Here is a 23,644-nt window from a genome sequence, read left to right as displayed (position 1 = left end):
AGTATGCACTCAGGAGAACCATTATGGCGATTGCAGTTGGTGAAGTAATTGGTGTGGAAGGTAATGTTCAGGTCGTTGATACGGAAACTGGACAAACGCGTGGGTTAGGGCCGCAAGGAAAGCTGTATCCGAATGAAATCATTGTGACGTCGGACAATGCTTCGGTATCGGTTCAGTTGATCGATGGAAATGTCATCGCTTTGGGACGTGATAGTCGTATGGTGCTTGATAATGATGTCATTCCGGCTAGTTCCATCAACTCCATGACACAAGACCAGGCCACCAGTTTTGAAACCTTGCAACGTGCCGTTGAGGAAGGGAATTTCGATGAACTTCAGCAAGCTGGTGATGAATTACCACCGGAAATTGCCAAAATCCTGGAAGACCGCTCCAAGTCACTGAGTGAAAAAGAAGAGCAAGAACCGATCAGCTCGTCTAATGATGAAGCGGAAACTTATGCTCGAACGGCGGCAGAAGGTGAAGTGACTGCAGGGTATGATACAACTACATCAGCCACGCTTATTGAGGATGAAACAGAAGAGGATGGTCGAAAAGATGAGGATGGTTACTTTACGAATCTTGAATTGACCGGCTTGTCCGTGGTAACAGAGGGAGGCGTGGCCACCTATACACTGACATTGGATACTCCGCCACTGGAACCTTTTACCGTTGTGCTGGCTTTCACTAACGGAACGGCATCCGATTCAGACTATCAAGCATCGACTCAAACAGTCACTTTTGAAGCAGGTCAAACGACAGCGACGTTTGTCGTTAATACCAATGATGACGCTTTCGCAGAAGGTGACGAAACCTATCAAGTTTCTGTCGTCTCTACGGAAGGTGGCGGGTATTCAATTCAGCCAGACTTGCCTTTGCCTGTCTCGACCACCATTACCGATGGAAGCTCGGAAGACGATTCCGGTACAGGTCCTGCGGATACGGCGCATTTTGCCTTAACGGGGGATGCTTCAGTAGCAGAAGGCCAGAATGCTGTTTACAGTGTCACAGTCACCGATGGTAATGGCTCTCCCCTTGTTTTAGCGCAGCCTGCCACGGTAACATTTTCCTATACCTATCAAACGGCAGAGGGTGCGGATATTACCGAAGTCGTGACTCAGACTTTTTCTCCGGGACAATCTGTCTATAGTTTCGCTGTTCCTACTGTTAATGATACGGTTTTGGAAGGTCCTGAAGATTTTTCGATTGCAATTTCCGCCTTGAATGATAATGGTCAGTTCGAAAACACAGTGTTCGATTCTACGCCTGTTACCACGACAATTTACGATGATGGTACCCATGGCAGTGTAGATGACACCCCTACCATCACGATTGATGATGTTATCGTTGCAGAGGGGGAGACCGCTCACTTTACAGCCAGCCTAAGCCAAGCGGCCGAAATTGATGTGGTTGTTAACTTAAAACCGGGTAATGGAACGGCTGAATCGGCAGACTATGGCAATATGGTTGTGACCTATGTTGATGGTTCGGGCGTAACTCAGACCTTGCCGGTCGATGCTTCCGGAAATGTTACCGTTCCTGCGGGTGTTACCGACTTGGATGTCGCGGTTTCCACGAATCAAGATACGATTTACGAAGGCCCGGAAACATTTGATATTGTTGCAGGGACCACAGTTGATGGTGTTCTGGTAACTGATACTGGAACGGGTACGATTCTGGATAACGGCACAATCGATGACGCCGGTCGCAGCAACGACGACAGACCAACCTTAAGCGTCAGTGATGTCACCGTCGCCGAAGGCAATCAAGCCTCCTATGAAGTCAGTCTATCCAACGCCACGGAAAACGACGTCACCATTAATTTAGCATTAAGCAACGACACCGCCGAAAGCAACGACTACAGCAACATGGTCGTCACCTATGTTGACGGTAGTGGTGTTACCCAAACCCTAACCCCAAACGGCAGCGGAGACGTCACCGTACCAGCCGGCATCACCGAGCTAAATGTCACCATCGACACCACCGACGACACCGTCTACGAAGGACCAGAAACGGTGATTCTGACCGCCGGCGGTAGTTTGGTTGACAATAGTGGCACTACCATTACCCTAGCCGATGCCAGCGGCACCGCCACGATTCTGGATAACGGCACGAACGATGACCAAGGCAACAACAACGACGACAGACCAACCTTAAGTGTCAGTGACGAAACCGTGACCGAAGGCACTGACGGCTATATTGAATTCACCGTTAGTCTCAGTAATCCAAGTGATGAAACCGTCGTTTTTACCCCAACTTTACAGGATGGCAGCGGTACAGTCGGAACCGATACCGGAACCACAGCGCAACTGGAATACTATGACGGCAGCAACTGGCTTCCAGTTCCGGCGGCTGGTGTGGAAATTTCAGCGGGTCAGACCAGTGTAAAAATCCGTACCGAACTGGTAGACGACTACCTGGACGAAAGCGATGAAACGATCACCTTGCAAGCCGATGTGACCTCCGGCACGGTGACCAATACCACTCCGGCGGTGGGCACAGCAACCATTCAAGACAATGATGCGCCGACTGAATTCAGCGTGGGTGATGTCACCATTCATGAAGGTGGCTTAATGACCTTTACGGTGACACGTACTGGGGATGCACAAGCCACTCAGAGCGTTGATTTTACAACGGGGATTTTGACAGGAGATACAGCGGAAACGACCGACTTTACTCCAGCGAGTGGGACTTTGAGTTTTGCCCAAGGCGAGACCACAAAAACCTTTACGGTACAAACCACACAGGATACGGTTTACGAAGGCCCTGAAACCTTTACGGTGACCTTATCAAACCCAACCAATTCGGCGACCATTGCCGATGCAACCGGTGTCGGTACCATTCTCGATGACGGCACGAACGATGACCAAGGCAACAACAACGACGACAGACCAACCTTAAGTGTCAGTGACGAAACCGTGACCGAAGGCACTGACGGCTATATTGAATTCACCGTTAGTCTCAGTAATCCAAGTGATGAAACCGTCGTCTTTACCCCTACTTTGCACGATGGAAGCGGTACGGTCGGAGCCGATACCGGAACCACGGCGCAATTGGAATACTATGACGGCACCAACTGGGTCAGTGTTCCGGCGGCCGGGGTTGAGATTCCAGCCGGCGAGACCAGTGTTCAAATCCGTACCGAACTGGTGGACGACTACTTGGACGAAAGCGATGAAACGATCACGTTACAAGCGGATGTGACTTCGGGCACGGTGACCAATACCACTCCGGCGGTGGGCACAGCAACCATTCAAGACGATACATCTGTGGGCACCGAAGATACGGTGTACGCCATCATTACCGGCGATGCGACGGTAACGGAAGGCGAGCAGGCCGGTTATACCGTTAAACTGGTCGACAGTGATGGCAATCCGGTGACCGTTCCGACAGGCAGCAGTGTCGCCGTGACCGTTGTGTATGGCGTGGATACAGACGCCGGAACAAATGATGCTACGGACGGCGTCGATTACAATCAAAACACTTCCACGACGACGGTTATCATTGCCGGAGGTACCAGTCAATCGACATTTTCGGTGGATACGTTGGATGATTTTACCGACGAAGGGGCGGCTGGCGAAGTCTATACCGTCACTCTGAACGGAATCACCGATACGGATGGTGAATTTGAAGCGGTGGCCATTGGAACAGACGATTCGGTGGCCACCACCATTTACGATGATTTGTCGGTGGGTGCCAGCACGGCTTCCAATGTCCAGGAAGATGATTTAAGAGATGCGTCCGGCAATGACTCGACCGATACCGACGGCCCTAAATCGTTGGGTGTAACCGTTGCGGGTACGCCAAATTATACCTTGACGTTTGAAAATACGGATACACCTTATCCTTTGGTGACAACGGCCGATGGCACGCCTGTGAATTACACCTTGTCAGCCGATGGTATGACGCTGACCGGGCATACCGGTACGGCTGGAGCTGTGCCAAACACTTCCGAGACCGTGTTTGTTGTGACGATTGATAAAGCCACTCAAACCTATGAATTCGTACTGCACCAGCCAATTGATCATATTGCTGGCAATGGTCAAAACATTGAGCAATTGACGTTCGGTTTCGAGCTTACTGATACCGACAGTGGTGCTTCGACCACCAGTTCTGTCACGGTCAATGTGGAGGATTCCGTCCCGGATGTGGATGGCGTCTCCTTGACGGTGGATGAAGACAGTGCTGGAACCGTGTTTGAATTGGCCGGTGAAAATGTCGATTCGTCGGCTTCGACGCTGGGCGGGGTTGCCGTTGCCAGTTTCGATAACGGCAAGGCATACATCCAAGCGGACGGTTCTTTGAGCACTAATGCGGTGGATGAGGCTTTAGGACGCATTGTTGATAATGGTGACGGTACCTTCACCTTTGTACCGGCAGCCGATTTCAGCGGCACGATTCCACCGATTGCCTACAGTGTGACGGATGTGGATGGCGATACGGCTACCAGTACATTGGACATCACGGTGACGCCGATTTCTGACGCGGCCACGCTCAGCGTGGATGCGGATACGGTGTTGGTCAATGAAGATGAGTCCATTGCGTTGGGCTTGAATGCGCCGCAGGTGTCGGATGACACTGATTTGAGCACCGGCGCCGAGGATTATGCCGAAAAACTGGGGCCAATTACCTTGAGCGGTTTGCCGGATGGCGCGGTGATTATGAGCGCCACAGGTGTGGTTCTGTTCACCTCTTCCGGCGAAAGTGATGAATTTACCATCGAATTGACCGATGGTGAGCACATTTCCACCGTGTCAGCGGATGTGTCCATGTCCAGTACCGACTTTGAAGGGCTTAAAGTGCAGGCGCCAGCCAACTCCGGTGATAACTTCGATGTGACCATGAGCGTGACAGAATATGAAGTGGATGCCTCCGGAGCGCCTTTATCCGGTGTCAGCGGCGTGGATAATTCGACCAGCGTCACAGTGGATGTGCAAGCCGTAACCGATACACCAACCTTGACGTTGGATGGTTCGGCGACGGAAGTGACGTTGGAAGAGACATATAGTGCAGACGATACTATTGATTTGAGGATTGAAGAAGATCAAACCTTTGACCTGACATCAACCTTACAGGAAAGCTTTGTCGATGCCGATGGTTCGGAAAAAATGTGGTACGCCATTTCCGGTTTGGAAGAGGGCACACAGGTTCAAATCGGTTCGCACACCTATACGGCGGATGCGTCGGGCAATATCAGTTCTTCCGGTCATAAAATCACCATTGATGAACTGTCGGAAAACCCAACCTTCAAAATTACGCCGCCGGGTAACTACAGTGGGGACATGGAAGACGTCGTCATCACCTTGAATGTGCAGGATACCGATTCGGATTCGGTCGGAACCGCTTCTGTTGAAACCACCGAGGTTTATTTGGATTTACACGTGACGCCCGTGGGCGGTGACGTGTCCATGTCGACGCCGGCGCCAGGCCTGGAAGATTCTGCCATTCACTTGTTCGGGACGATTACCATTTCCGATGCGGATGCCGGTGGTGAAACGTTGACGCGTGCCGGTATTCTGAAATCCGATCTGGATGCCTTGATGACCGATGGCGCGGTGATTTCCGGTTCGACCTATTCAACGGCCACGCTCAACGGTCAGGACTATTATGTGTTTGACGATTACGCGAATGCTTTGATTACGCCGCCGCCGCACAGCAGTTTGGATATGGAATTGGATTATGTCTTCGAAACCGATGACCAAGGTCAGACCGGTTTTGTAACTGAAACCCATACCATTGTGGTCAAACCCGTCGCTGAACAGTATGACAAAGACAACAATAATGCCTATAACGATACGGACGGTGACGGTAATGACGATATTGTCACGCAAGGTGATAAAACCTTTGCCGCCATTGATGAAGACAGCGGTTGGTTGGATCTAAACAGTGCCGGCGCCTTGTCGGTGACGAACGAAGACAGCAATGAATCTCTGCAGGTAAAATTGTGGAACGCCCCGGTCGGTTCGACGTTTACCGTGGATGGTGGTGCAACCGTTCTGACGGTGACCGACGCCACCAAAGGCGTGACCATTGATGCGGCGGATTTGGCGACGGTCGAATTCAAAGCGCCGGATGGTTTCAGTGGTGATATCGCGATTAATATGACGGTGATTTCAACCGATGTCGATGACGATGCCGCCGACAATTCCGAGTCGACAATCGAATCGACGGAATACGATGTCTTCAATGTCTATGTGAACCCGGTGGCCGACGATGTGACCATTGCCATCAAACAACCATTCGGTTATGAAGACGATGGCCGGGAAGCCGACGGCAGCATCACGCTGGCTTCCGCAGCCAATGGCATCGACTTGTCCGGGTCCATCACCACGTCTGATAAAGACGGTTCCGAAAGTTTTGATGTCAAACTGTCCGTTTTGCCACAAGATGCAGCGATTTATTATGATGGTTATCTAATCGAATACGGCCAAATCACCGCACCAGGTGGTGCTGTCACAGCCATGGCTTCCGGTGATTCGTTGGGCAATTTCACCCTTGTTCAGAATGGCGCGGAATGGTCTCTTCAAATCGATGATTACTCGAATGCAACGGACTTTAAATTCATTCCGGTGCACGACTTGAATGAAGACGTCGATATTCAAATTGAAGGGCGCTCCAATGATACGGCGATGGTGAATGGTTCGAGTGTGACCGATACCGGTAGTTGGTCGAGTCCATTGGATATGACCATCAAAGTCACCGGTGATGCGGATGAAGCCATCAATAAAGATCCGGTTGATACCACATCCATTGAGGATACCGACGGCGTAACGCATGATTATCATGCCATCGTCCAAGAGGATTCGGGCGCGATTTCTCTCAGTGGCTTACTGAAAGACCAGGTCGTCAATCCGATTCAATCGGTCGATGGTGACGGCTCCGAAACCGTCTTTGTCACCATTACCCATGTCCCGGATGGATTCTCTATTACCGGCGCCACCTTGTTGGACGCATCGGCCACCGGCGAAGCCCGTGAGTGGGTGGTGGAGTCCAGTGAATTGTCCGGTGTGTCGATGACGGCACCGACCCATTACAGTGGTGAAGTGGATTTTGAGTTGCAAGTGCAAACGTATGAAAACGACGGTGACAAATCCGCCGTGGATACGATTCCGTTTAATTTACTGATTACACCGGAGTTGAGTGGCGACGGTTCCTTGAATACGTCAGCGACCCAAAATGAAGACACGGTGCAACCTCTGGACTTTTCGTTTACCAGTTCGGATTCCGATGAACTGTTGACGGAGGTTTGGATCAATGCGGATACGATTCCGGCCGGTGTTGGTTTGGCCATTAACGGTACCCCAATCGGCAGCGGTTGGGTGTCGCTTTCTGTGGATGCGTCCGGAAATGTCACGGATAGTGTGACGGCTTCCATTCCGGCCGATTCAGACGATGATTACAGCTTTGACGTACGTTATAAAACGGTTGATGAAACGGCCGATGGTACGAGTTATCTGGATACATCCGGCGCAAGCGGATATGACGATGCCGATACCGGCTATATTACGGCCACTTATAATGTGACTGTCAATGGTGTGACCGATATGGCGACATCTTCGATCAGCGGTATCAGTGCGAACGATGCCGATGCACACTTGTCGGTTTCCAGTGATGATGTCAATGGTTACTCCGTCACTGTCGATCAAACGAATACCACGATTGATGTACCCTTCAGTTTGATTCCGGACGACATGGCCAGTGAAGATAATGGTGCCGATGATGACGGCAGTGAACAAATTACGGCCATTACCATTAGCGGTGTTCCGGAAGGTGTTGAAGTGGTCGGCGGAACTTATTCCGGTGATACGCTCGTGGATGACGGTTCGAGCAATAAAATCATTGTTAATTCCGGTAATTGGACCGTCAATGCCTCCGACTTGGCGCTGGATGCGGATGGTGCTTTAAACACGATTCAGTTCCTAGTCAATGGTGAAGCGGTTCATTTTAATAACATTACCACCAATGGCGAGATCACCATTACGGTGTCGCATCAGGATGGTAGCTCGACGACCTTAACGAATTCGGAAACGTTCGAACTGATTGCGGATCCTGCTTTTGATGGAACGGGCGCCGGCGGCGTTCAAAACGAGACAGGCACTCCGATGGACTTGGCGCTCACGCCGAAAACCGTTCAGTTGACGGAAGACACGGGCTTTAACTTGAGTGATTTGGTGGTGGCGACCGATGGCGCTACAACAGGCGACAGTTCAAAGTTTGCGATTCTGGTCTCGAATCTGCCGAGTGGTTACAGTGTTTCTGGCACCACCGAAACGCAAGTGGTGGATGGCGAAACCTATTACGTCATTTACGGCGAAGGGGATGTGACAGACATCAACAATTTGTTGGCCTCAGTGACGGTGTCGCCAAGTGGTAATGAAAATACTCTGGATGTCGAAAAAGTCGATTTTGATATCGAAGTGGTAACGTATGTCAGCGAGGACCCAAGCGGTCAAAACGCCTACAGCGTGGATGGCGGTGCTGGTGGATTCGATGCCGAGCTGGCGCCGGTTTCCGATGCGACGACCATTTCGGTCGATGCGACGAATGTCGCGGAAAGCGCTACCCCAGTTGCGCAAACCATTACGTTGGACTTGAACAATGCCGCGGACGGTGCACGCACTATTATTCAGGATGGTAAAGTTTATGTGAAGTTTGCCGAAAGCTATACCGATGGCGATCCTTCTACGCACGGTACGATTACTTATGACGGCGTGGATGTTTCGACCTTGTCGGTGAATGGCGACGGTTACATCGAAATCATCGATATCAATGACTTGGATACGGATGTGGTCTTTGAATATACACCACCGGCGAATCATTACGGTTCCTTGACCATTGACGCCAAGGTAACGACTCAGGAAGACGCTGGGACTTCCGGCTATACGACCAGCCCGGAAACGACCAGTATTACACAAGTCGTCAATGTCACACCGGTCGATGATGGAATCAGTGGTTTTACGGCCGAAATGTCCGGTTTGGAAGACCAGATGGCGATGCTGTCGGTTACCAGCGGTACTATGGTAGATGCAACGGAATCGGTTTCCAGTGCAACGCTCAGTGGGGTTCCGTTTGGTTATGAAGTTTACTATGAAGGTGTGAAACAAACCGGTCAAGTTTCCGGAAAAGATGCGGATGGTAATTTCATTTACGATTACAGTTTTAATGTATCGGATGTGGCAGACCTGGAAAAAATCGGCATTCAACCAACGGTCGAACATGTCAGCGAAACGTTGGAAGACATTACGCTCAGCGTTTCCAGCGGTGAAGGCGGTTCCGGTAATACTCAGACAATCGATGTGGCTGTCGAGTTCATTGCCCAGGCCGACGATATCATCAGCATGAACCCAACCGCTACCTTTGGAGACGAAAGTGGTGAGGTCGCCATCAACTTGAATATGAACCTGGACGATGTCGACGGTTCGGAAACCGTGAGCTTTACCTTAACCGGTAATGGCGAGACTTTGCCGGATGGTATGGTCTTTACGGTGGATGGCGTGGCTTACGGCAACGTGACTTATGATTCGGGCGTTTACACGGTGACGGGTGTGGCTTATGACAAAGTCAACGATATTGCCGTTACGCCGCCGGTTGGCTTTAAAGGTTCGCATGATATCGATGTCACCGCCTGGACGGTGGAATCGTCCAATAACCACAATGCCGATGGAAGTGTCAGCTCTACGAACGGTACTTTCGAAATGCGTTTGGAGTCTAAAGCCAGTGGTGTGACCGGCCCGACGTCGGTAACCTCGGTTGCCGATAAAACGGTTGTCGGTTCGGGTTACAGTATTCCGGTGTTGTTGGCCGGATTGGATTTGTTGGATAATGACGGTTCGGAAGCCCTGGCCATCAAGTTATCCGGCATGGGCTCGAGTGTTTCGACGGTGGATATTTCCAATTTGCCGGGCGCGACGCTGGAACAGGATGGAACCGATTGGGTGATTACGTTGGCCGAACCGACCACTCCGGACTACACGACGGCGATTGCCAATCTGCAATCGTCCGGTATTTCTCTGGTGACCGGTTCGGTGGATGGCAATTTCCCAACGGTGACGGTGGAAGCGTATTCCATCTTGACCGATACGGAAGAGACTTCCACTGTGTCCTCCACAACGGTCACTCCGGATGTGACGGTGGATTCAAGCGGTTCCATTGATGGTTCGGCCGATGGTGAAACACTGGTCGGAGGCGACGGTAATGATGTGATTTACGGTCTCGGCGGTGCGGACTTCTTGTTCGGCGGTGAAGGGGATGATGTCCTTGTCGGCGGAACCGGCAGCGATGAGTTGACGGGTGGCGCGGGTGCCGATACCTTCCGAATCGCTCAGGACGAAGACAGTATGGACACTATCACCGACTTTGAAGATGGTGTGGACGTTCTGGATTTGTCGGAAGTTTTGAAAGATTCCATTGACTTGGATGCCGCGAACTTGGAGACCTACTTGAACTTCTCCGACGGCGAAGGCGATGGAAACGACCTGAAAGTGACGATTGATGCTTCCAATACCAAAAACGGTCAGGAGATTGAGATCATGATTAATGATGTCTCGAAAGCCGATTTCATTGACAATTACGATGAAAATATCAATGACTGAGTTGATGGGTTGAAAGATTAAGCGTCAAGGCATTAAAAAAGGGCTCTCAGAGCCCTTTTTTATTATCCGCTGGTTTTGCTGAAAATGGCCAGGCCTGGTGAGAAGTACTCTTTGAGATTACAGGCGAGCCGAGGCTTCCGATTGGATGCGTTTGATCATGTGATACAAACCAGTGGAGCGGTTGGCGGACAAATGTTGTAGTAGCCCGATGTCGGCCAGGAAGTCGAGCGGCGCTTCTTTGATTTCTTTAGGTGTGCGGCCGTTATAAATTTTCAACAACAAGGCAATGAGCCCGGAAACGATGGCGGCATCGGACATGGCTTCCATATAAAGCACGCCATCTTTCTCTTCAATGTGAATCCAGACTTGCGATTGGCAGCCGTGAATACGATTGTCTTCGGTTTTGTATTCGTCCGGCATTTTTTGTAACACTTTGCCCATGTCGATCAGGTATTTGTAACGGTCTTTCCAGTTGTCGAAATGGGTGAAGCGTTTGACCAAGTCGGCTTGGACGTCGGCAATCGATTTTTCGGCGGGTTGATAATTCATAGTGTCCACTCAGTTTTTGCGAAACGCCATTTTATCAAAAATGTCGACTGAAACCAGCCTTGGCCGGCGAACTACTTTACGCTAACGCAAAATGTATTCAATCGGCACTTCAATCACTCTCGGTGAGGTGCCCATTTCTTCCGGAAACGGTTTGTAGCGATGGTTGAGTGACGTTCGGATGATGTCCAGGGTGGCGTCGTTCAAAAGCCCGTAGTGGCTGGGTGTCGCGATGGATTCTTCAGTAATGCGTCCGTCGGCATGCAAGGTGAATCGCAGCGTCACCATGCCTTGTTGATGGCGACGTTTGGCACGACGTGGATAATGCTCTTGCGCCAGCATCGCCAGTTGCTGATTGAGCTCCGCCATATAGCGTTCTTCGGCTTTGATGCGTTCGGCCACCGAATATTTCGGCGGTTGCGGCGCCAGTTCTTTGGCCGGAGGAGACGTTGGCGGCGGCGTTTGACTGGTTTTGGATTCCGGTTCCGGTTTAGGTTCCGGTTTAGGTTCCGGTTTAGGTTCCGGTTTAGGTTCCGGTTTAGGTTCCGGTTTAGGTTCCGGTTTAGGTTCCGGTTTAGGTTCCGGTTTAGGTTCCGGTTTAGGTTCCGGTTTAGGTTCCGGTTTAGGTTCCGGTTTAGGTTCCGGTTTAGGTTCCGGTTTAGGTTCCGGTTTAGGTTCCGGTTTAGGTTCCGGTTTAGGTTCCGGTTTAGGTTCCGGTTTAGGTTCCGGTTTAGGTTCCGGTTTAGGTTCCGGTTTAGGTTCCGGTTTAGGTTCCGGTTTAGGTTCCGGTTTAGGTTCCGGTTTAGGTTCCGGTTTAGGTTCCGGTTTAGGTTCCGGCTTTGGTTCCGGCTTTGGTTCCGGCTTTGGTTCCGGCTTTGGTTCCGGCTTTGGTTCCGGCTTTGGTTCCGGCTTTGGTTCCGGCTTAGGTTCCGGCTTAGGTTCCGGCTTAGGTTCCGGCTTAGGTTCCGGCTCCGGCAAGGATTGGAACATGGCGGTGGTCACTTCCACCGGTGCCAGTTGCGTTTCCAATGCCGGGACTTTCAATGATTTCCATAAAAAGGTACCGAGCACCGCGTAAAGGGTAAAGGTGATGAAAAATGCCAAGCGGCCCGGTTTAGCCATTCTGCTTCCTTGTCAGAATGTTCAGGTTGTGTAGCTGGTGCTTTTTCAGCAGGTCGATTAACTGGGTGAAGTAACCGAAATCGGTGGCGCGATCGACTCGGATTTCAATAGGCTTGTCCGGGTTGGCCGACAACAACGCGTTTTCCAGCTCAGCCAGCGTAATGGCGTTGTCGTTCAGATAAAATTGGTTGTCGGCATCAATGGCCAGGCGGATGTCGATGGTTTCAGGCGGTTGATAGCTTTGGGTTTCCTGGGTTTCGGGCAGGTCAATGCCCAGCTTGTCCTGTACGATGAAGCTGGCCGAGGTCAGCACGATCGCCAGCAGTACCAGCATGACGTCAATCATCGGGATGACATTGATTTGGTCGAATCGTTTCATGGCCTCAGCTCCAGCAGTTTAAGCTTGGGTTTGGCGCTTTTGCATCGCCAGGTATTCCAGTTCAATCGTATCCACTTTGCGGAGTAACCCGTTGTAGATAATGATGCTGGGAATCGCCAGGGCAATACCGCCCGCGGTGGCTTTTAAAGCCAGCGCCAAGCCCATCATGATCTGGCCGGTTTCGATTTGATTATTGAGGCCCAGTTCATAAAACGTGACCAGAATGCCGAGGACAGTGCCCAATAAACCGACATAAGGCGCATTGGAGCCGATACTGGCGATGGTGGTGAGGTTATTGGTGGTGGCGATTTTAAGCGCTTCCAAACTGTCAAACTGGGAAAGGTCTAAGCGGGAAAAAAACAGTTTACGTTCGATGGTGAGCCATACCATGATAAAGCTCATCAGCCCCAGTAAGCTGAATACGGTGATATCAAGGTAGGATTTCAGTAGTTCCATAATATTTGCCAATTTTTCGAGTAAGGTTGAATTCTTTAACGCAAGCATTATATAAGATAAGCCATCGAAGATTTTTAAGAAACCTTGAATGCCGGTGGCAGGCTGTATCTATCCGAAGGTTGTTGACCCTGCCGGAACCGTGATAAAAAACATCAATGGCGGTTGCGGAAAGCATTGATTATAATAGCGAACCTTCGAAAATCGAATTGTAAAAGAACAAAAAGGAAGACGATATGAGTTCAATGGGACGTCGTGATTTATTCAAAAGGGCTTTTGGTCTGACGGCCGGTTTGGTCGGAATGTCCGCGCTGAAGCCTCTGTATGCCAGTGATGAAATGATTATCCGTGGCCCTGACGTTCCGGATGTGCCGGTGACGAAAGTATCGGATCGGTGTTATTACCTGTTGGCTCAAGACCCGGAACCCTCACCGCAAAACTTTGGTTTTTTCAGTAATCCGGGCTTTATTGTGACGTCGGAAGGGGTGGTTGTGATCGATACCGGTGGTTCGGTACAGATCGGTGAGATGATTTTGCGTCAGATCAAAACCGTTACGGATAAGCCGGTCATCAAGGTCATTAACACTCACTTCCATGGCGATCACTGGTTAGGGAATCATGCGTTCGTAAAAGCTAATCCAGACGTGGAAATTTACTCTCATCAGGAAGTGATCGATCAGATTAAGAACGGTTCCGGAGAATTCTGGATCGGTTTCATGCAGCGTAATACCGATAATGCCATCAGCGGTACGGTCGCGACCAGTCCGACAAAAGTGTTGAAGGGTGGTGAAGTGATGAAAGTCGGTGATACGACTTTGAAAATCCATCATTTTGGGCGAGTGCACACCGTGGCCGATTTGGCCGTGGAAGTGGTCGAGGACCAGACGGTTTATTCCGGCGACATGATGATGCGCCGTATCGCCAATATGGCGGACGGTTCTTACTTGGGCTCGATTGACGCGATGGATCAATTGGCGGCGTTGCCGGCGAAGCAATTCATTCCCGGGCATGGCAAACACGACGGACAGAAGCTGATTACGGATTTTAAAACCTTCTGTGAAGTGGTTTATAACAAGACGGGCGAATACTACGATGAAGGAATGTCGGATTTCGAAATCAAACCGAAGCTGATGGAAGAGCCGTTCATGAAGGATACTGCCAGTCAATGGCCGGGCTATGAATCCACGCTTGGGAAATATGTCGTTGTCGCGGTTCAAGAATATGAAAAGAACATGTTCTGATTTTTAACGGCTTTCAACTTAACATAAAAAAGCCCAACACATGTTGGGCTTTTTTATTGCCTTTCACCCGGTTTGGTGATGTGAACGAAAGCTTAACCAATAAAGTCCAGGACTTTGTCTAGCCCGCCGTAGTTCAGTGCCACGTTGGATTGGGCTTGCACTTTCGGTTTGGCGTGATAAGCGATGCTGAGGCCCGCTTCGGTCATCATCAACAAATCATTGGCCCCGTCGCCAATGGCGATGGTTTGATTTAACGAGATGTCGAGCTGGTCACACAGCTCCTGTAAAAAATCGGCTTTGGCTTGCGCGCCGACGATGCTGCCTTTGACTTTGCCTGTCAAACGGCCGTTTTCCTCCTCCAAAACATTGGCGCGGGTGAAATCGATATCGAGTTCTTTTTGTAGCCGTTCCGTGAAAAAGGTGAAACCGCCCGAAACCAAGGCAAAAGCGATTTTTTGCTCTTTCAATCCGCTGAGCCAGGTTTCGGCGCCGGAATTCAGGAGGAGGCGTTCATCGTATACTTTTTGCAAGGCGTCGGTTTCCAGTCCCGCCAGTAATTGAACGCGTTGCGTCAATGAGGCCTCGAAGTTCAATTCACCGCGCATGGCCGCTTCGGTGATTTCCGCAACCTGTGGTTTGATGTTCATCATGTCGGCGATTTCGTCGACGCACTCGATGCCGATCAAGGTGGAATCCATGTCACTGATGACCAGTTTGACGTTGGTTGGATCGAATGTTTCCGGCAGGATATTCATGTCAATCTGCCATTTGTCGGAAAGGCTTTTTAGTTTATCCAGGTCGACTTGCTCGGCGTGGATTCTGAAATGATTCTGGTTTTTTTCCGGTGTGCCGAAGGTGCGGGACAGCTCTTTACTTTGCTCGTAAGTGAGTGCGTTTTCATGAATGATGATCGTCATTGATTGGGTTCCGTTTTTTGAGTGGGCACTATTTTAGTCTGTGCGAGTAAATCCTGCAAAGTTTGCTTTTGGGGCCCGATGAATAGCCCCAGCCAGCCGATGGGAAACAGCAGTATGCCGGTTAAAAAACGCAGATTGGCATTGTGGCGGGTCATGATGTAACCGTCCTGACGTAAGATTTGCAGGTGCCAGACGCGTAAGCCGGGCGTTTGGCCGTTGAGCACCCAGAAATAACTGAGGTAGACATAGGTGATGGCCAGTAAGTACACTTGAAAGGCCACGAGTTTGACCGTCTCTTTTTCAAAGCCCGGCCCTTGCCAGATAACGAACGGAATGGCGGCGACAAACCAGACGGCGCACAGTAACAGTAAGTCGTATAAAAAGGCAAAAATGATTTTAAAAGGACGCATTTTGACCCCAGGTTGATTCTGCGAGGGTAAAATAATAATCGATTTGACGACTTTTCTCAGTAAAGATTGTTGAAAAGAGGCCGGATGGCCGGAAACGACCGAAGGTGGTACAGGGGGCGATATGAATCTGCAAGATGCGGGATTGGCGTGGGGTTGGCTGGCCGGTGGCGGCTTGTTGTGCGCGGCGGCTTTGTTTTGGGCGGTGCGTACCGCGCCTTGGTACAAAATTCAAGACAAGGAAGCACAGCATGTCTTTTTGGGGATGACGGTCATCGTCTTGTTGTTGTGGAATTCCGGAGCTTCGCTCGGTGGTGGCATCACTTTTCATCTGTTACTGGCGGCTCTGACAACCTTGATGTTCGGTGCGCAGTTCGCCATTTTATGCATGAGCGTGGCATTACTGGGCGTGACGATTCTCGGGAATGCCGGTTGGATGGCTTACGGACTGAATATGGTCATGATGGGGGTGGTGCCGATTTTGATTGTGTGGTGGATTGCCATTCTGGCGTACAAATATCTGGATCGTAATTTCTTTGTGTTTGTGTTGTTGAACGGTTTTTTCGCAGCGGGTATCAGCTCGGTGGTATCGTTGTTGGTGGCCGCCGCGGTGATGGGGTTCAGCGGGGTACAGAGTTTGGAGACGTTGGAACGCTCGTTTATCCCATATATCCCCTTAATGGCGATACCGGAAGGGTTTGTGAACGGCATGTTGATTCTGGCGCTGGTATTGATGAAGCCCGAATGGGTGAGCTGCTTTACCGATGAGCAATATTTGAATGGAAAATAGTGGGTAGAAATATTATGCCAATTATTTACTTCAGACATAAAAAAACCGCCAGGCCTGGCGGTTTTTTTATTCAGTTCGGCTGAGTGCCAAGCTTATTTTTTAATCCAACCTGGTTGGATGTCCGCGTACTTCACTTCTTGGTTCATTTCAGCGTTAGCGGATTTAAGTGCTTCTTTCGCATATTTCATGGCCGTCGCGTCGTCGCCTTTTTTCTTGGCTTCTTCAGCTAGTGCGATGTAGTGATCAACATACGCTTTTTTCATGGCTTTCTGTTTCCAGACATAACCGTCTTTAGCAGCTTCGGCATGAATGGAAGCGGCTTCTCCGATGATGTCGTCGTAAGAAGAAAGGTCTTTCGTCTGGTTAGTTGAACACGCGGCTAGCGACATGGTTGCAACAACAGCAGCACTCACAAATAATTTTTTCATGTATATCCTCCAAGTTCGAAAATAAGCTTGTTTTTGTAAGATTTCTAAGCTCGGTATTATTCTAATCACAAATCTGAACGAATAAAAGCGAAAAAACGTTGAATCAGCCCCGTTTTTTTACATTTTTCGTATGGGTGTATAACTTATTAAGTTTACCCCGACACTGTCAATCCTTATAATGTACACTATTCAGCTAAAATTCATGTTTTATTTAGGTTTTTTAACTGGTTATTTCATTTAAGTTGTTGAAATAAATAGTTAAATTGGTGTTTTTGCCCGTTTGGCCGGGGTTACGCAAAAAATACTAATTGGCCTATAAAATTTATAAAGGTAGATAGATATATGCGCATCCTGCAAGAAGCCCTCACTTTTGATGACGTTTTATTGGTACCCGCTCATTCGAATGTGTTGCCATCCGACGTGTCGTTGAAAACACGATTGTCACGTAATATTGAATTGAATATTCCATTCGTGTCTGCGGCTATGGACACCGTCACCGAAGCGCGGTTGGCTATTTCGATGGCACAGGAAGGCGGAATCGGGATCGTGCATAAGAATATGACGATTGCCGAACAGGCGCATGTGGTCACCAAAGTGAAGAAGTACGAGCATGGTGTGATTTTGGAACCGATTACCGTACAGGTGAACGATACCGTGCAGACCGTATTAGACAAAACACTAGAAAACCGCGTGTCTTCGGCGCCGGTGATGGATGGCGATGATCTGGTCGGCATCGTCACCAGCCGTGATTTACGTTATGTGGACGATGTTTCCCAGTCGGTTTCGCAAATTATGACGCCGAAGGACCGTTTGGTGACGGTGAAGGAAAAGGAAAAACGTGAGGTGGTGCTGGAACTGTTGCACGAACACCGTTTGGAGCGTTTGTTGGTGGTGGATGATGCCTTTAAGCTGAAAGGGATGATCACCGTTAAGGATATGGAAAAATCCTCTGAACACCCGTTCGCTGCGAAAGATTCAAACGGTCGTTTGCGCGTGGGGGCTGCCGTGGGAACCGGGGCGGATACGCCGGATCGCGTCGCGGCACTGGTAAAAGCCGGTGTGGATGTGATTATTGTTGATACGGCGCACGGGCATTCCCAAGGCGTTTTGGATCGCGTGAAATGGGTGAAAGAAAATTACCCGCAAATTGACGTGGTCGGCGGCAATATCGCGACGGCAGAAGCCGCGCTGGACTTGATGAAAGCCGGTGCGGATGCGGTCAAGGTCGGGATCGGTCCTGGTTCGATTTGTACCACGCGCATCGTGGCCGGTGTCGGTGTGCCACAGTTATCGGCCATCGCCAATGTGGCCGCGGCGTTGAAAGATTCGGGTATTCCGATTATTGCCGACGGCGGTATCCGTTTCTCTGGGGACGTTGCCAAAGCGTTGGTGGCCGGTGCTTCTGCGGTGATGCTGGGCAGCATGTTTGCAGGAACAGAAGAGTCTCCGGGCGAAGTGGAATACTATCAAGGGCGTGCTTATAAGTCCTACCGTGGTATGGGTTCCATGGGGGCCATGTCACAAAAACAAGGTTCTTCCGACCGTTATTTCCAATCGTCCAATGCCGCAGACAAGCTGGTGCCGGAAGGCATTGAAGGGCGCGTGGCCTATAAAGGCGCGTTGGCACCGATTATCCATCAATTGGTCGGCGGTATCCGCTCCAGCATGGGGTATACCGGCTGTAAAGACATTCATGAGTTCAATACCAAGCCAAGTTTTGTGCGTGTGACCGGAGCCGGCATGGCCGAAAGCCACGTGCACGATGTCACCATCACCAAAGAGGCACCGAACTATCGCGTGTAATGCCAACGGCGCCGGCGCGCGCCGTATGGGTTTAAGTCTTATATTTTCTTAGTTTTTAGTTGGAAACCCCCTAGATATGTCACAAAACAACATTCATCAAGATCGGATTTTAATTCTGGATTTCGGTTCGCAATATACCCAGTTGATTGCTCGACGCATTCGTGAAATCGGTGTGTACTGCGAGGTGGAACCTTGGGATATCGAAGAAAAAGTCATTGCCGATTTTGGTGCCAAGGGGGTTATCCTTTCCGGTGGTCCGGAAACGGTGATTGGTGATGACGCGCCAGTGGCACCGCAAATGGTGTTTGAGTTGGGTGTGCCGGTGCTCGGGATTTGTTATGGGATGCAAACCATGGCCGAACAGCTGGGAGGGAAGGTCATCCATGCCAAAGAGCATGAATATGGCTATGCTCAGGTGCGCGCCCGCGGCCATACCGATTTGCTGAAAGACATCGAAGATCATGTGACACCGGAAGGGCACGGCATGTTGGATGTTTGGATGTCTCATGGGGATCGTGTCGATGCGATGCCGGACGGGTTCAAGTTGATGGCGTCTACACCGAATTGCCCGGTGGCCGGGATGGCGAATGAAGACAAACGTTTCTACGGCATTCAATTCCACCCGGAAGTGACGCACACCAAGCAAGGTCAGCGCATTATCGAGCGTTTTATTGTTGACTTGTGTGGCTGTGAAAAACTTTGGACCACCGAAAACATTATTGATGACAGTGTGGAGCGAATTCGCGAGCAAGTCGGTTCCGACGAAGTGTTGCTTGGCTTGTCCGGCGGGGTGGATTCCTCAGTCGTGGCGGCCTTATTGCACAAAGCCATCGGCGACCAGCTCACCTGTGTTTTCGTTGATCACGGCTTGCTTCGCCATCAGGAAGGCGATCAGGTCATGGCGATGTTTGCCGAGAACATGGGGATTAAAGTCATTCGTGTCGATGCGGAAGACTATTTTATGGACGCTTTGAAAGGCGAAGCCGATCCGGAAAAGAAACGCAAAATCATCGGGCATTCCTTTATTGAAATCTTCGACCAGGAAGCCGGTAAGTTGACCAGCGTGAAGTGGTTGGCTCAGGGCACCATCTATCCGGATGTGATTGAGTCCGCCGGTTCGAAAACCGGTAAGGCCAAAGTCATCAAATCTCACCACAACGTCGGTGGTTTACCGGAAGATATGAAGCTGGAGTTGCTGGAGCCGTTGCGGGAACTGTTCAAGGATGAAGTCCGTAAACTGGGCGTTGCACTGGGCTTGCCGTCGGATATGGTATATCGTCACCCTTTCCCAGGACCGGGCTTGGGGGTTCGTATTCTGGGCGAAGTCAAAAAAGAGTACGCCGATATTTTGCGCTTGGCGGACCACATCTTCATTGAAGAGTTGCGTGCCGCGGATTTGTACGACAAAACCTCACAGGCGTTCACGGTGTTCTTACCGGTGAAATCAGTCGGTGTGGTTGGAGATGCGCGCCGTTACGATTATGTGGTGGCTTTGCGTGCCGTTGAAACCATCGATTTCATGACGGCGCGTTGGGCGCATCTGCCGTATGAGTTCTTGGAAAAAGTCTCGAACCGTATCATCAATGAAATCCCTCGCATTACCCGAGTGACTTACGACATCTCCAGTAAGCCACCGGCGACTATTGAGTGGGAATAAACCCCTCCGATTCGATTCATGTTGTGTCCTGACGCCTTGTCTCAAACCGAACAAGACCGGTTTTGGATGCAACATGCCATCACGCTGGCCGAAAAAGCGGAAAGCCAGGGCGAAGTGCCCGTCGGCGCCGTATTGGTTCACCAAAACGGACTGGTGGCCGAAGGCTGGAACCAAACCATTCAATCGCATGACCCGACGGCACACGCCGAAGTGGTGGCACTGCGCGCTGCTGGCCAGGCCTGGCAGAATTATCGATTAGTCGATTTAACCCTTTACGTCACTTTGGAACCCTGTCCGATGTGTGCCAGTGCCTTGGTGCATGCCCGTATCAAACGTTTGGTGTTCGGTGCGGCTGACCCGCGCACCGGTTCGGCCGGTTCGTTGATGAATTTGGTGCAGCATGAACACTTGAATCATCAGATGGCGGTCACAAGCGGTGTGATGGCGGATCAAACCGGTGAGATGTTGAGCCGTTTCTTCAAAAAGCGCCGCCAAGCGCAAAAACAAGCTCGGGAAGCCAGGCAAAAACCATAAAATTATGCAAGTAATACTTGCCACTTTTTTGAATAAATGCGAGTATTACAGCTATAAAAACAACAAGTATCGCAGACGGGTTTGACCGAATTATGCAAAAAAGTGTGGATCCAGCCGAGGGCATCACAACCTATAAAATTTTACCGGGTGAGTTTTACGTAACACGAGAAAACGAGCGCATTGAAACGGTTTTAGGGTCTTGTATTTCGGCCTGTGTCCGGGATCCGGTCACGGGGGTCGGCGGGATGAATCACTTTATGTTGCCGGTGGATAAGAACGCCACTGGTGCCTCCGAGCTGTCGGATGCCAACCGTTACGGCAACTATGCCATGGAAAACCTGGTCAACGCCTTGCTGAATTTGGGTGCCAAGCGCGATCGTTTGGAGTTCAAATTGTTTGGGGGCGGGCGCATCATGAGCTCCACCACCAACATTGGTTGGTACAATATTGGCTTTGCGTTTGATTATATTTATACGGAAGGCTTTAAAATCGTTTCGCAAGACATCGGCGATGTCTATCCGAGAAAAATTTTATATTACCCGAATTCCGGTCGGGTACGGGTGAGACGATTGAATGCGATGCATAACCAAACATTGGCTGCAGAAGAAAGCCGTTATATTAATAATATTGGATCGAAGCCTGTTGAGGGTGATGTAGAACTGTTCTGAGGATACCGCTATGGACATGATGGAAACGTTTCGACAAACCTACCTGGAAGAAAGTTTTGAAGGGTTGGACGTGATGGAAGCCGGGTTGCTGGAGTTGGAGCCCGGCACCCCGGATAATGAAAAGATCAACGAAATTTTCCGTGCAGCCCACTCCATCAAAGGTGGAAGCGGTACCTTCGGATTCAATGAAATCATCGATTTCACCCATGTTTTGGAAACCTTGCTGGATGAAATGCGCGACGGACGTCGTGATGTCACTCAGGAAGCCTCAGACGTCATGTTACAAGCGGTGGATGTGTTGCGAGACATGATGACGCGCCTGCAAAACCACGAAGAAATCGATGATGAAAAAGCGTCGGAAGTGCAGCAGGCCTTAGAAGCCATTCTCAGTCATGATGGCTCGGGTGCTGCGCCGGCCTCGGCACCGGCTGAAGCGGTTACCGAAGCGCCGGTTGCCGCACCAAGTGCGGGCGGCGTCTGGACCATCGAAGTACTGCCGGAAAAAGAATTATTGCAAACCGGTAACGAGCCGATTCGTATTTTCCGCGAATTGGAATCGTTGGGCACCGTTGAAGTCACGGTAGATGATTCCGCGTTGCCGGAAGACATTGCCGAGTTGAATCCGGAAGAACTGTTCCTGAAATGGACGTTGCATTTGTCCGGCGACAACATCAACGAGGAAGACGTCAAAGAAGTTTTCGAATGGATCGATGGTGACGGTGCCGAAATCACCATTACGCCTCCAGCCGCGGCCGAAGTGCCAGTTGTAGAAGCCGCTGCGGAAAAACCCGCGGAAACAGCGGCTCCGGCGCAATCAGCCGAATCGGCGGCACCAGCGGTTGCGGCCAAACCGGCTGCTAAAAAGCCGGCGGCGAAAGCTTCCGCACCGGCCCCGAAACAAGACAGTTCGATTCGTGTCGATTTGAGCAAAATCGATCAATTGGTCAATCTGGTTGGCGAATTAGTCATCACTCAGTCCATGCTGAGCCAGTTCGGCGAACAGGCCGAGCAAAACGAAGGCGGCACCTCGGATTGGGCCGATAAACTCAAAGAAGGACTGACCCATTTGGAACGTCATACGCGTGATTTGCAGGAAAGCGTGATGAACATCCGCATGTTGCCGGTAAGTTTTGCCTTCAACCGTATGCCACGTATCGTGCATGACGTCAGCCAGAAGCTAGGCAAGAAAATTGAACTGGTGATGGAAGGGGAAGGCACCGAGTTGGATAAAACCATGCTGGAGGCCTTGACCGATCCGCTTGTGCACATCGTGCGCAACTCGATTGACCACGGGGTTGAAGCACCGGATGTCCGCTTGGCAGCCGGGAAACCGGAAACCGGTACCGTTAAACTGGCGGCCTTCCACCAAGGCGGCAATATTCTGATTCAGATTACCGATGATGGCGCGGGGATTCACGCCGATAAGATTCGTCAAAAAGCCATTGAAAAAGGCGTGATTGATGAAGACATCAAAATGAGCGACGAGGAAGTCATTGATTTGATTTTCCATCCGGGCTTCTCAACCGCCGATGTGATCAGTGATATTTCCGGGCGCGGTGTGGGGATGGACGTCGTTCGTCGTAATATCCGCGGTTTAGGCGGTTCCGTTGAAGTGAAAACGGAACAGGGCAAGGGCAGTGTCTTTACCATCCGTTTGCCGTTGACCCTGGCGATTCTGGACGGTCAGTTGGCGAAAGTCGGTTCCGAGACTTACGTTTTCCCACTGGTATCAATTGTGGAATCCATTCAGGTCGACAAATCACTTGTCAAAGGGATTGCGGGTCAAACCGAATTGTACAAATTGCGTGACAGCTACATTCCGGTGATTCGTTTGCACGACAAACTCGGTATTGCCGATGCGCGAACCGACTTGGAAGAAGGGCTGCTGGTGGTGGTCGAAGACGGCGGTCGTCGTGCCGGCATCTTTGTCGACGATTTGCTGGGGCAACAGCAAGTGGTGATTAAAAGCCTGGAAAGCAACTTCATGAAAATCAGCAGTATCGCCGGCGCCACTATCCTTGGGGATGGAACGGTTTCGTTGATTCTGGATGTGACCGAGACGCTTTCTTCGCACAAAGGTGGCAACCTCCATTCCAATGCAGCCTAACCG

General features: G+C 50.6%; 16 protein-coding genes. 9 read left to right on the top strand and 7 right to left on the bottom strand.

The window, feature by feature from the left end:
• Positions 1-23 precede the first annotated feature (23 nt).
• The gene (locus EPV75_RS08695) at positions 24-10,589 is read left to right on the top strand and encodes a Calx-beta domain-containing protein (RefSeq protein WP_128385118.1); all 10,566 of its coding nucleotides are present in this window, start codon (positions 24-26) and stop codon (positions 10,587-10,589) included.
• Positions 10,590-10,706: 117 nt separating this feature from the next.
• On the opposite strand, the gene EPV75_RS08690 is transcribed toward EPV75_RS08695, so the two are convergent.
• Together EPV75_RS08690 and EPV75_RS12265 are read right to left on the bottom strand one after the other, a co-directional pair.
• Positions 10,707-11,138: a SufE family protein gene (locus tag EPV75_RS08690; protein ID WP_029938506.1), complete on the bottom strand. Its 432-nt coding sequence runs from the start codon at positions 11,136-11,138 to the stop codon at positions 10,707-10,709.
• 81 nt (positions 11,139-11,219) lie between these two features.
• A complete protein-coding gene (locus EPV75_RS12265) occupies positions 11,220-11,537 on the bottom strand; it encodes an energy transducer TonB (protein ID WP_127119463.1) in 318 nt (105 codons plus the stop codon).
• A gap of 70 nt (positions 11,538-11,607) precedes the next feature.
• Between EPV75_RS12265 and EPV75_RS12260 the strand changes: the two genes are divergently transcribed.
• The gene (locus EPV75_RS12260; protein ID WP_192893975.1) at positions 11,608-12,213 is read left to right on the top strand and encodes a hypothetical protein; all 606 of its coding nucleotides are present in this window, start codon (positions 11,608-11,610) and stop codon (positions 12,211-12,213) included.
• A gap of 36 nt (positions 12,214-12,249) precedes the next feature.
• Here EPV75_RS12260 and EPV75_RS08680 read toward each other — a convergent pair whose 3' ends face one another.
• Both EPV75_RS08680 and exbB read right to left on the bottom strand, forming a co-directional pair.
• Positions 12,250-12,636 carry an ExbD/TolR family protein gene (locus EPV75_RS08680; RefSeq protein WP_029938504.1) on the bottom strand — a complete coding sequence of 129 codons (387 nt, stop codon included), beginning with the start codon at positions 12,634-12,636 and terminating at the stop codon, positions 12,250-12,252.
• 18 nt (positions 12,637-12,654) lie between these two features.
• On the bottom strand, positions 12,655-13,092 hold the full coding sequence (gene exbB, locus EPV75_RS08675; RefSeq protein WP_029938503.1) for a TonB-system energizer ExbB: 438 nt from the start codon (positions 13,090-13,092) through the stop codon (positions 12,655-12,657).
• A gap of 233 nt (positions 13,093-13,325) precedes the next feature.
• Between exbB and EPV75_RS08670 the strand changes: the two genes are divergently transcribed.
• Positions 13,326-14,330 carry an MBL fold metallo-hydrolase gene (locus EPV75_RS08670; protein WP_029938502.1) on the top strand — a complete coding sequence of 335 codons (1,005 nt, stop codon included), beginning with the start codon at positions 13,326-13,328 and terminating at the stop codon, positions 14,328-14,330.
• 92 nt (positions 14,331-14,422) lie between these two features.
• Here EPV75_RS08670 and serB read toward each other — a convergent pair whose 3' ends face one another.
• Positions 14,423-15,247, bottom strand: coding sequence for a phosphoserine phosphatase SerB (gene serB, locus EPV75_RS08665; RefSeq protein ID WP_128385116.1), 825 nt, complete (start codon positions 15,245-15,247; stop codon positions 14,423-14,425).
• Positions 15,244-15,657: an RDD family protein gene (locus tag EPV75_RS08660; RefSeq protein ID WP_029938500.1), complete on the bottom strand. Its 414-nt coding sequence runs from the start codon at positions 15,655-15,657 to the stop codon at positions 15,244-15,246. Before EPV75_RS08660 ends, serB begins: the two co-directional genes overlap by 4 nt.
• A gap of 121 nt (positions 15,658-15,778) precedes the next feature.
• Here EPV75_RS08660 and EPV75_RS08655 point away from each other — a divergent pair, with 121 nt between their 5' ends.
• Positions 15,779-16,444 carry an energy-coupling factor ABC transporter permease gene (locus EPV75_RS08655; RefSeq protein ID WP_128385115.1) on the top strand — a complete coding sequence of 222 codons (666 nt, stop codon included), beginning with the start codon at positions 15,779-15,781 and terminating at the stop codon, positions 16,442-16,444.
• Between the two features lie 92 nt (positions 16,445-16,536).
• Here EPV75_RS08655 and EPV75_RS08650 read toward each other — a convergent pair whose 3' ends face one another.
• The gene (locus tag EPV75_RS08650) at positions 16,537-16,872 is read right to left on the bottom strand and encodes a putative periplasmic lipoprotein (protein WP_127119468.1); all 336 of its coding nucleotides are present in this window, start codon (positions 16,870-16,872) and stop codon (positions 16,537-16,539) included.
• Positions 16,873-17,214: 342 nt separating this feature from the next.
• Between EPV75_RS08650 and guaB the strand changes: the two genes are divergently transcribed.
• From guaB to EPV75_RS08625, 5 genes are all read left to right on the top strand, one after another.
• Positions 17,215-18,675, top strand: coding sequence for an IMP dehydrogenase (guaB, locus tag EPV75_RS08645; RefSeq protein ID WP_127119469.1), 1,461 nt, complete (start codon positions 17,215-17,217; stop codon positions 18,673-18,675).
• 76 nt (positions 18,676-18,751) lie between these two features.
• Positions 18,752-20,332 (top strand): glutamine-hydrolyzing GMP synthase, encoded by a 1,581-nt coding sequence (gene guaA / locus EPV75_RS08640; protein WP_128385114.1) that lies wholly within the window; start codon positions 18,752-18,754, stop codon positions 20,330-20,332.
• A gap of 18 nt (positions 20,333-20,350) precedes the next feature.
• Complete coding sequence (gene tadA / locus EPV75_RS08635; protein WP_081836816.1) at positions 20,351-20,866, top strand: tRNA adenosine(34) deaminase TadA; 516 nt, start codon at positions 20,351-20,353, stop codon at positions 20,864-20,866.
• 92 nt (positions 20,867-20,958) lie between these two features.
• On the top strand, positions 20,959-21,534 hold the full coding sequence (gene cheD / locus EPV75_RS08630; RefSeq protein ID WP_029938494.1) for a chemoreceptor glutamine deamidase CheD: 576 nt from the start codon (positions 20,959-20,961) through the stop codon (positions 21,532-21,534).
• A gap of 10 nt (positions 21,535-21,544) precedes the next feature.
• The gene (locus EPV75_RS08625) at positions 21,545-23,641 is read left to right on the top strand and encodes a chemotaxis protein CheA (RefSeq protein WP_128385113.1); all 2,097 of its coding nucleotides are present in this window, start codon (positions 21,545-21,547) and stop codon (positions 23,639-23,641) included.
• Positions 23,642-23,644 lie beyond the last annotated feature (3 nt).

Source organism: Hydrogenovibrio thermophilus (genome assembly GCF_004028275.1).
GTDB lineage: Bacteria > Pseudomonadota > Gammaproteobacteria > Thiomicrospirales > Thiomicrospiraceae > Hydrogenovibrio > Hydrogenovibrio thermophilus.
Note: the sequence above shows the minus strand (reverse complement) of the source record. Positions and strands in the feature narration are given on the sequence as shown.